The organism is Bifidobacterium sp. (assembly GCF_022640935.1).
Classification (GTDB): Bacteria; Actinomycetota; Actinomycetes; order Actinomycetales; family Bifidobacteriaceae; genus Bifidobacterium.
On sequence record NZ_JALCCV010000053.1, the window covers coordinates 1 to 8,220 of the forward strand.

The 8,220-nt window shown below is 60.9% G+C and carries 9 protein-coding genes; 6 read left to right on the top strand and 3 right to left on the bottom strand.

Going from position 1 to position 8,220, the window contains the following annotated elements; genetic code table 11:
• From LKG04_RS08705 to LKG04_RS08715, 3 genes are all read left to right on the top strand, one after another.
• Positions 1-374: carbohydrate ABC transporter permease (locus LKG04_RS08705; protein WP_291763815.1), on the top strand; the 374-nt coding region annotated here is incomplete at its 5' end.
• Positions 374-1,258 (top strand): carbohydrate ABC transporter permease, encoded by an 885-nt coding sequence (locus LKG04_RS08710; protein ID WP_291761315.1) that lies wholly within the window; start codon positions 374-376, stop codon positions 1,256-1,258. The genes LKG04_RS08705 and LKG04_RS08710, both read left to right, overlap by 1 nt.
• Positions 1,259-1,642: 384 nt before the next feature.
• Positions 1,643-2,197: a hypothetical protein gene (locus LKG04_RS08715; protein ID WP_291763816.1), complete on the top strand. Its 555-nt coding sequence runs from the start codon at positions 1,643-1,645 to the stop codon at positions 2,195-2,197.
• Between the two features lie 468 nt (positions 2,198-2,665).
• Here LKG04_RS08715 and LKG04_RS08720 read toward each other — a convergent pair whose 3' ends face one another.
• Both LKG04_RS08720 and LKG04_RS08725 read right to left on the bottom strand, forming a co-directional pair.
• On the bottom strand, positions 2,666-3,298 hold the full coding sequence (locus LKG04_RS08720; protein WP_291761321.1) for a DNA-3-methyladenine glycosylase I: 633 nt from the start codon (positions 3,296-3,298) through the stop codon (positions 2,666-2,668).
• Between the two features lie 101 nt (positions 3,299-3,399).
• Positions 3,400-4,080, bottom strand: coding sequence for a sugar O-acetyltransferase (locus tag LKG04_RS08725; RefSeq protein ID WP_291761323.1), 681 nt, complete (start codon positions 4,078-4,080; stop codon positions 3,400-3,402).
• Between the two features lie 159 nt (positions 4,081-4,239).
• Between LKG04_RS08725 and LKG04_RS08730 the strand changes: the two genes are divergently transcribed.
• Together LKG04_RS08730 and LKG04_RS08735 are read left to right on the top strand one after the other, a co-directional pair.
• Positions 4,240-4,848, top strand: coding sequence for a TetR/AcrR family transcriptional regulator (locus LKG04_RS08730; protein ID WP_291761325.1), 609 nt, complete (start codon positions 4,240-4,242; stop codon positions 4,846-4,848).
• A gap of 223 nt (positions 4,849-5,071) precedes the next feature.
• Positions 5,072-6,418 carry a metallophosphoesterase family protein gene (locus tag LKG04_RS08735; protein WP_291761327.1) on the top strand — a complete coding sequence of 449 codons (1,347 nt, stop codon included), beginning with the start codon at positions 5,072-5,074 and terminating at the stop codon, positions 6,416-6,418.
• Positions 6,419-6,469: 51 nt separating this feature from the next.
• On the opposite strand, the gene LKG04_RS08740 is transcribed toward LKG04_RS08735, so the two are convergent.
• Positions 6,470-7,306, bottom strand: coding sequence for an IclR family transcriptional regulator (locus LKG04_RS08740; RefSeq protein WP_291761329.1), 837 nt, complete (start codon positions 7,304-7,306; stop codon positions 6,470-6,472).
• Positions 7,307-7,409: 103 nt separating this feature from the next.
• Here LKG04_RS08740 and LKG04_RS08745 point away from each other — a divergent pair.
• The coding region (locus tag LKG04_RS08745; protein WP_291763817.1) for an aconitase family protein at positions 7,410-8,220 on the top strand (811 nt) is incomplete at its 3' end.

Below are 8,220 nucleotides of genomic sequence, written 5' to 3' on the forward strand. Positions count from 1 at the left end.
AGTCGATTCCGGGAACCTTGCTCATCTACATCGCCGGGCTCATGTCAGTGCCTGAGGACGTGTACGAGGCCGCTGATATCGACGGTGCGAGCAAGTTCCAGCAGATGACCCGAATCACGATCCCGCTGGTGTTCAGCTACGTGGTGATCAACACGATCCTCGGTTTCAAGGGCTATCTCAATGCCTACGACATCATCGTCGGCTTGACGAACGGCGGCCCGGGCACTTCGACGATGAGTGTGGCGATGAACATCGTCAACGGACTGACGAACGGCGATTACGCCTACCAAATGGCCAATGCGACGGTCTTCTTCATCTTCACCCTGATCGTCTCGCTGCTGCAGCTTTCTCTTATGCGTGGAAGGAACAAGTGATGAGTGCACAATCTATAACTCCAGCCGCTTCAAACGCGAGGCCCAAGAAAATCAAGGTGCGTGTGGAGCGCGTCAACTGGCCGGCGACCATTATTCTGGCCGTTTGCTCGCTCACGGTGCTCATTCCGCTCTATGTCACGGTTTCGATGGCATTCAAGACCACGAAGCAGGCGGTGGACGGCAATGCTTTCAGCCTGCCGAACCCAGTGAGCGTGGATGGCTTCAAGCAGGCATGGGAGATGACCAAAACGCCGATTGGTGCTGGCATTTCGACGCTGATCACCGCCGGAGTGGTGATCCTGACGATTTTCCTGGCTGCGTTCCTATCCTATGCGATCGTGCGCAACTGGGACCATCGCTTCTTCCGCTACACCTTCTTCTATGTGCTCGCCGCGATGTTCATCCCCTTCCCGGTGGTGGCCTTGCCGCAGATCAGCTTGACCGGCCGTCTGCACTTGGACAACCCTTTCGGCGTGATCATCTTGGCAACGATGTTCCAGCTGGCGTTCAGCGTCCTGCTGTTCACCACCTTCCTGCGCTCGATCCCCCACGAGCTGGAGGAGAGCGCGCAGATCGACGGCGCTTCGACATGGCAGACCTTCCGCAAGATCGTCTTCCCATTGCTGGCCCCGATGAGCGCCACGGTCGGCATCTTCGCCTTCCTGTATGCGTGGAACGATTTCATGATGCCCTCGCTGATCATCTCCGACGCGACGATCCAGTCGCTGCCGGTGCGTCAGAACATCTTCCAGACCCAGTTCAGCAACAACTACAACGTGTCCTTCGCCTCATACCTTATGGCAATGGCCCCGGCGATCATCGCCTACATCTTCACCCAGCGCTGGGTGATGAGCGGCGTAACGCAGGGAGCAGTAAAAGGCTGAGGCTGCGCTAAGAGGGCGAAGCGGACGGGGGATTCCGGGTGTGGAATCCCAACCCGCTGTAAGCCCCTGCGGTACCCCCGAACTCCTGCAGTTCGGGGGTACCGCATGCATGGTACATGTCGTGGCCGCCAGAGACCGGTGGCAAACAACAGGATTGCCAATCTGTCGTTCTCGTTATCGACGATTTCGGTTATTGGCTTGATGACGAATCGGAATTTGCACGGGTGCGCGGCAGCGAGCCGGTGTTCACGCTTGATGAGATCGCAGAGCTTTCCGCGGCGATTGTCGAGGTTCCGCCCAGGCTTCCGGCGTTGGACGAATATGAGAGCGAGCGGCTGAACGGGGCGACCGGTGGCACTCGCTTGCGGCCGGTTTCGTGTTCGGATGCTTTCCGAATCGATTCCGGGCTCGTCGAATTACGCTGTTTGTGACAATCCGGTTGTGGCCGGCTTCAAAGAGTCGAGCGGCCCGACCGCGACGAGCTACGCGTGGAAGGATTCGGCGTGGCGGGTGTTCCTTGAGCGGAACGAGACGACGCGCGGCGCGCGTAGATATCTGACACTCAAGCTGCTGGGCATGGATGATTATGCGCGGGTGTTCGATCAGTTGGTGCTGCTGATGGACATTCCGGCAGCCGAACAGCTGCTCGCCAGGCGTTTCATCGGTATCTACGAGGGCTTTGCCCCGGAGGTGGTTTTTTCCCTGACGGTTCGTGTATCAGAACTCCCCTGGCGTTTTGTAGTTTGCCCATATGGTGGTGGTTCCGACGTAGCCGGTTCCTGGCAGTGGGTTGGGACAGCTGACGATGGATGTGCCTTCCTGATTGAAGAATTCGATGGCGTGTGCGCCGCTGGTAATGTGGGGGATGTGGCCGGTGAATGGCAAGCCGAGTCTGAATTCGATTTTCCGTATTCTCACGGTGGCGTCGATGGGTCTTGATGACGTGCATTCCCTCGCGTGTGTTCTTCCTGTCGGCTTGAGTCGTATGTGGGCGGGTTTGCGCTGGCGGCGCGCCGTGGCCCAGCTCGGAGCAATGCCTTTCTGGCTGCTGTTGCGCGTTGCCTGTCCTCGTTGGGTATGTGTCTGGGGCTGGTGTCCGGCTTTGAGTGAGGCCGAGTTCTCTCTCGCAACATTATTTAGCATGAAATCAGCGCTGAACGAGGGTTGAGCGAGGATGATGGTAGCTGTTGGGAAGAAGGTGCATCACGCCTGTATGTAGTGGATTTTGCATGCGGTCGAGATACATTTTGGCTAGCTGCAGTGCCGAGGCATGGGGACTCGCGAAAAATCGCGGCAATGCCATGACGTTGTGCCGGTTTTGCAGGGAGAGGCTGTGATATGGCACTGCAGATAGCCGAGATAGCTGCCTGAAAGTGCCCCCGGTCCACTGCAGCTAAAAGCGACAGCCTAGTATTCTGCGCAAATTGGCGGGCACAAAAAGCAGTCGTGCACGTGATCGTTGACCATGCCGACCGACTGCATGAAGGCGTACATGATGGTGGGTCCGACGAACTTGAAGCCCTTTGTTTTCAGCGCCTTGCTCATTGCCATGGATGTCGGGTCACTCGGCGGTATCGCGCCCGCATCCGCGGGCCGATTGACTCGTATTGTCCCGCCGACGAACGTCCACGTATACTCGTCAAAGGATTCGCCGGCCTTGTCCATGCCGTCGACCAATTGGGCGTTATGGATGATCGCCTCGATCTTGCGCCGGTTGCGGATGATGCCGGGATCGGCCATGAGCGTGGGGATATCGTCAGCCATCGAAGCCACGAGCGATGGCTCGAACTCATGAAACACGGTGCGCAGATGTTCGCGTTTGTTCAGTATAGTGCTCCATGACAGACCAGCCTGCAGCCCTTCCAGGCACAGCAGCTCGAAGAGATCGCGCAAATCGTGGCAGGGCTTGCCCCATTCCTCGTCGTGGTAGGCCAGCATCGCGTCGCCTGCATTGTATGCCCACGGACAGCGTGCAGACATTGGTTTGCCGTCGCCATGCGCGGCGCAGTGCGCTGCAACGGGGGATAATGAATCTGGCATAGGCAGTCCTTTGCAAGGATGAGAATACACGGTGCAGGGTTCTCGTATCGCCGTGCCGGGCTGCCGTGACCCATGCAATGCTCGCAATGCTCGTGCGAGCGTCAGCTTCGGCTATCCGGCTCTGGCACGCGCGTCGGCAGGGTCATGCGGTCGGCCTCGCCGAGCTCGCGGATGACCTTGCAAGGCACACCGGCGGCGAAGGAATTGGCGGGGATGTCGTGCATGACGACGGCGCCCGCGCCGATGACGCTGCCTTCGCCGATGGTGACGCCGCCGGTCACGGTGACGTTGGTGGCCAGCCAGCAGTTCGCGCCGATGGCGATCGGGGCGGCGTATTCGTAGTCGAAACTGGAGCCGTCGGCGGCGGTGCGCACATTGCGCTCCTGCCAGCGCATGGGGTGGATCGGGGTCACGACCGATACGTTCGGTCCGAACATGACGTTGTCGCCCACGCTGACCGGGCACACGTCCAGAATGGTCAGGTTGAAGTTCGCGTAGACGCCCCGGCCGAAGGTCGTGAACTCGCCGTAGTCGAAGTAGATGGGGCCTGCCACGTCGGCGCCTTCGCCGCGATGGGGCAGCAGCTGGTCCAGAATCGCATGCCGTGTTTCCGAGTCGTCCTCGGGCGTGCGGTTGAACGCTTCACACAGGCGGTGGGCGCGGGCGCGGCGGCGCGCGAGATCAGGATCCGCGGCGTTGTAAAGCTCGCCGGCGAGCATGTGGTCGAGTTCGGAGCGCTGCGGCGTCAGATGCGGTGGCGTCAGAAGTGATGGCTGCGGCATGGGAGTCGCTCCTTGGCGGTTGCTGGTCGCCTGCTGGTGCGACGTGAATACGAGTAGGATATAGCATCAGCATAGTATGTACGTCTGTACATTTTATGGTATTGTGAGGCCGTGGCAAAGGAACTTCGCGGAGGCAGGTCCGATCACGGAGCCGATACGGTGCCAAAGAACCAAATGCGCCGATTGCGGCGCACCGATCCCGGGCGGCGCGACCGCATCATCGACAGTTGCTTGGACGTCATCGCGCAGGTCGGGGTGGCAGGCGCATCGCATCGTGTGATCGCGAAGGCGGCTGATGTGCCGCTGGGCTCCATGACCTACCATTTCAACGGCATGGACGAGCTGCTGAGCGAGGCGTTTACACGATTCGCCAACGGTGTCGCCAACCGCTTCGAGAAACGCATGGCGCAGGCCGAGGACCGTGATTCGGCCAGGGCCGCGGTCGTCGCCATCATCACCGAAGACATCTTCTCCGGCCTGCGCGAGCAAGTGATCACCCACGAGCTGTACACCCTCGCGGCCAGAGACCCCTCGGCCCGCGCCATCACCACGGCGTGGATGCAGCGCAGCCGTGCCGCGCTGGAGCGTTTTTTCGATCCTGACACCGCCCGCATGCTCGATGCGCTTATCGAAGGCCTGAGCATCCACCGCGCCCTCGATCGGCAGCCGCGCGATGCCAGCGAAGTCGTGGAGGCAGTTAGCCGCATCACCGCAAGCAGAACGAGCCAAACGATAGGCAAACCAGCTATACAGGCCGACCAGTGGTAATGCGGCAACCCCAACGCCATCCCAGCCGAAGTCGGCCGGACGGTTGCGCATGCCCAATGCGTTTCGTGAGACATGACTCTGTAGCACAGGCGCATGAATACGCAGAGGCTTACGACTCTGTAAAGACTGCGGGCTATCGCTATCGCTGAACATAACGTTTCCGTGCAGAATATATGCGTGCGTTGTTTCCGCGCCGCGATGTTCCTGCACTATGGTGGTACATATGAATGAAACGCAACGCACGTTGGCGACGATGACGACTTCGGCTGCGGCTCAACATACGAAAACCGCGCAGCATGGCGAGGCGCGTCCGTTGTCGGTATCCGCGCGGCTGGGCCGACTGCAGTTCCACAATTCGGGCAAATTCCGCGTATTGCAACTGGCTGACATCCAATCCGGACCGAAAATCGACAAGGATACAATCACATTGATCAGCGCATGCCTCGACGCGGCGAAACCGGATCTCGTCGTATTTTCGGGCAACCAGATCGCGGGCTATGACACTGCGTATTCCGCGACCTTCCGCAAGCGGCGCTGGTCGGTGGCGTGGAACCGCATGAAACGACAGAATGCCGATCGCTTCGCCGCCGACTTGGAGCATACGCGCGAGCTGGTGCGTTTCGAAATCGCGCAATTTGTGCAGCCGCTGATCGACCGCGGGATTCCGTGGGCCGCGACCTATGGCAACCACGATTTCCAATGCGGCCTCGACAACGCCGAAATGGACGCCATCTACCGCGAATTCCCGGGGTGCCTGAACCCTGAATCCACGGCGGCCAGCCCGGAGCATCCGCGTACGCAACCGGCCTCAGGGCTTGCTGACCAGCAAATATACCCATGTGAGCCGGGCACGTTCGCGCTGCCGGTGGCAGATGTGGAGCGCAGGCATGCGGTCCTCGGCCTGGTGCTGCTGGATTCGGGCGATTATGCGCATTTGGGAGGGTACGGCGAGCCGTCGGAACAGGGCTTGGCTTTCCTGCGCTCGGTCCCCGAGCTGCTCGGCACTCGCGCGATGGTCTTCCAGCATTTTCCGCTGCCGCAATATTACGATCTGCTTGAGCAAGTGCCAGCCACGAAAGACCATGCAGTGGAAGGGTACCGTGCATTCTCCGGGCGGCACTACGTGATCGACGAGGGCAGAACGCTGCCCGGCAGCTATCTGGGCGAAGGCGTGAGCTGCCCGGATCATGACTGCGGGCAGTTCGAACTGATGCGTTCGGACGGCCGCTACTTCGCGCTCAGCGCCGGGCATGACCATCGCAACGGCTTTGTCGGCACGCTTGACGGCATCCTGCTGGCCGCAAGCCCGACTTGCGGTTTCGGCTCCTACGGCCCGGCTCCGGCCCAGCGCGCGGCGCGGCTGTTCGAATTCGACATCCGCCACCCGCACGCCCCGCGCACTCAGCTGCTCGAATTCGAAGAGCTGGCGGGCAAGCCCAGCAGCCGCAAGGCGTATACTTACGCGCTCAACAGCACTGCGGCCTCGCCTGGGGAAACGATGGACCTCCTGCGCAAGCCCGGGCTCATCTCCCGCATCGTCAAGCGCCTGCGGCGCCCGCGCGAGGAGTAGAAAAGATTCGGCTCGCGCCTTTTATTCCGCGCGAAAAAGTGCGGGCCGGATTCAGTTGATGGCGCTCGCCTTGACCAGCGCATCAGTCAGATAACGGCCCGCAGCCATCACGAGTGGGGCATAGCGCCGACCGGGGGCTTGGCTCATGCGTCCGGATGGGCCAGAGATGGAGATCGCGGCGATCACATGGCCTGACGCATTGCGGATCGGCGCGGAAATCGAGCACACACCCTCCTCTCGCTCGTTGATGGACTCGGCCCATCCGCGTTTACGGACGGCGGCGAGGCGACTCGCCGTGTATTTGGCGTGGCGCAGGCCCTGATGCATGCGTTCCGGCTCCTCCCATGCCATGAGTATTTGGGCAGCCGAACCAGCCTCCATCGAGAGCATCGCGCCCACGGGGATGGAGTCGCGCAGCCCGCTTGCCCGCTCCACTGCGGCGATGCACACGCGCTGGTCACCTTGGCGGCGGAAGATCTGCGCAGATTCGCCGCTGCGATCAAGCAGAGTCTGCAAAATAGGACCTGCGGCGGTCAGCAAACGATCCTCGCCTGCTGCTGCGGCGAGCTCGGCGAAGCGCGAACCCAGCACGAAGCGGCCATGCTGGTCGCGCACCACGAAGCGATGCCGCTCCAAGGCAATCGCCAGCCGGTGCGCCGTCGGGCGCGCCAGCCCGGTCGCGGCGACCAGCTGCCCAAGCGTCGAAGGGCCTGATTCCAGCGCATCCAATATCTTGACCGTTTTGTCAAGTACCCCCACCCCGGAATGTATTTCCTTATCGGCCGATCTGAGGGTTTCGACTGCCTGATCAGCTTGGTTACCGTGTTGCAAAACGGCGTCGTCAAGCCGTTCGCCGAGTTCGGCTGCTGGAGCGTGCAAAGAAGTCATAGTGGGATTATGCCATCTCACATTTCGAAACGCAAAAGTCCGCGCAAGCCGCGACCTCCCATACTCGGTGGTGGAAGGTGTATCGGGTCGCTAAGGAGAGCATATGGGAAGCACGTTGGCCGAGAAGGTGTGGGCCGACCATTTGGTGCGGCAGGGGGAGAACGGCGCTCCGGATCTGCTGTACATCGATCTGATGCTCATGCACGAGGTGACTAGCCCGCAGGCGTTCGAAGGCTTACGCCTCGCCGGGCGCACGCCGCGGCGCGTCGATCAGCTCATCGCCACCGAAGACCACAACACGCCGACTATCGATATCGATCGTCCGAACCCCGACAGGATCTCCGCGCTGCAACTGCAGACCTTGGAGCGCAATTGCAAGGAATTCGGCGTTCGGCTGCATGGCATGGGCGATGCCGATCAGGGCATCGTGCACGCGTTCGCGCCGATTTTAGGGCTTACACAGCCCGGCATGACCATCGTGTGCGGCGATTCGCACACCTCGACACACGGGGCCTTCGGCGCGCTGGCCTTCGGCATCGGCACCTCCGAGGTCGAACATGTGATGGCCACGCAGACACTGTCGTTGAAGCCTTTTAAAACGATGGCCATCAACGTGGACGGCTCGCTGCCGGCCGGCGTGACTTCGAAAGACATCATCTTGGCAATCATCGCGAAGATCGGCACCGGTGGCGGCCAGGGCCATGTGCTCGAATACCGCGGCGAGGCGATCAGCAAGCTGTCGATGGAAGCGCGCATGACCATGTGCAATATGTCCATCGAAGGCGGCGCGCGAGCCGGCATGATCGCGCCGGACGAAACGACATACGAGTATCTGCAGGGCCGTCCGCATGCGCCTGAGGGCAAGATGTGGGACATGGCGCTCGAATACTGGAAGACGCTGAAAACCGATGACG

Bases quoted from the DNA above. Each gene is read 5' to 3' on its own strand.
- LKG04_RS08710 (WP_291761315.1), top strand. From the start codon at position 374: ATGAGTGCACAATCTATAACTCCAGCCGCTTCAAACGCGAGGCCCAAG.
- LKG04_RS08715 (WP_291763816.1), top strand. From the start codon at position 1,643: ATGCTTTCCGAATCGATTCCGGGCTCGTCGAATTACGCTGTTTGTGAC.
- LKG04_RS08720 (WP_291761321.1), bottom strand. From the start codon at position 3,298: ATGCCAGATTCATTATCCCCCGTTGCAGCGCACTGCGCCGCGCATGGC.
- LKG04_RS08725 (WP_291761323.1), bottom strand. From the start codon at position 4,080: ATGCCGCAGCCATCACTTCTGACGCCACCGCATCTGACGCCGCAGCGC.
- LKG04_RS08735 (WP_291761327.1), top strand. From the start codon at position 5,072: ATGAATGAAACGCAACGCACGTTGGCGACGATGACGACTTCGGCTGCG.
- LKG04_RS08740 (WP_291761329.1), bottom strand. From the start codon at position 7,306: ATGACTTCTTTGCACGCTCCAGCAGCCGAACTCGGCGAACGGCTTGAC.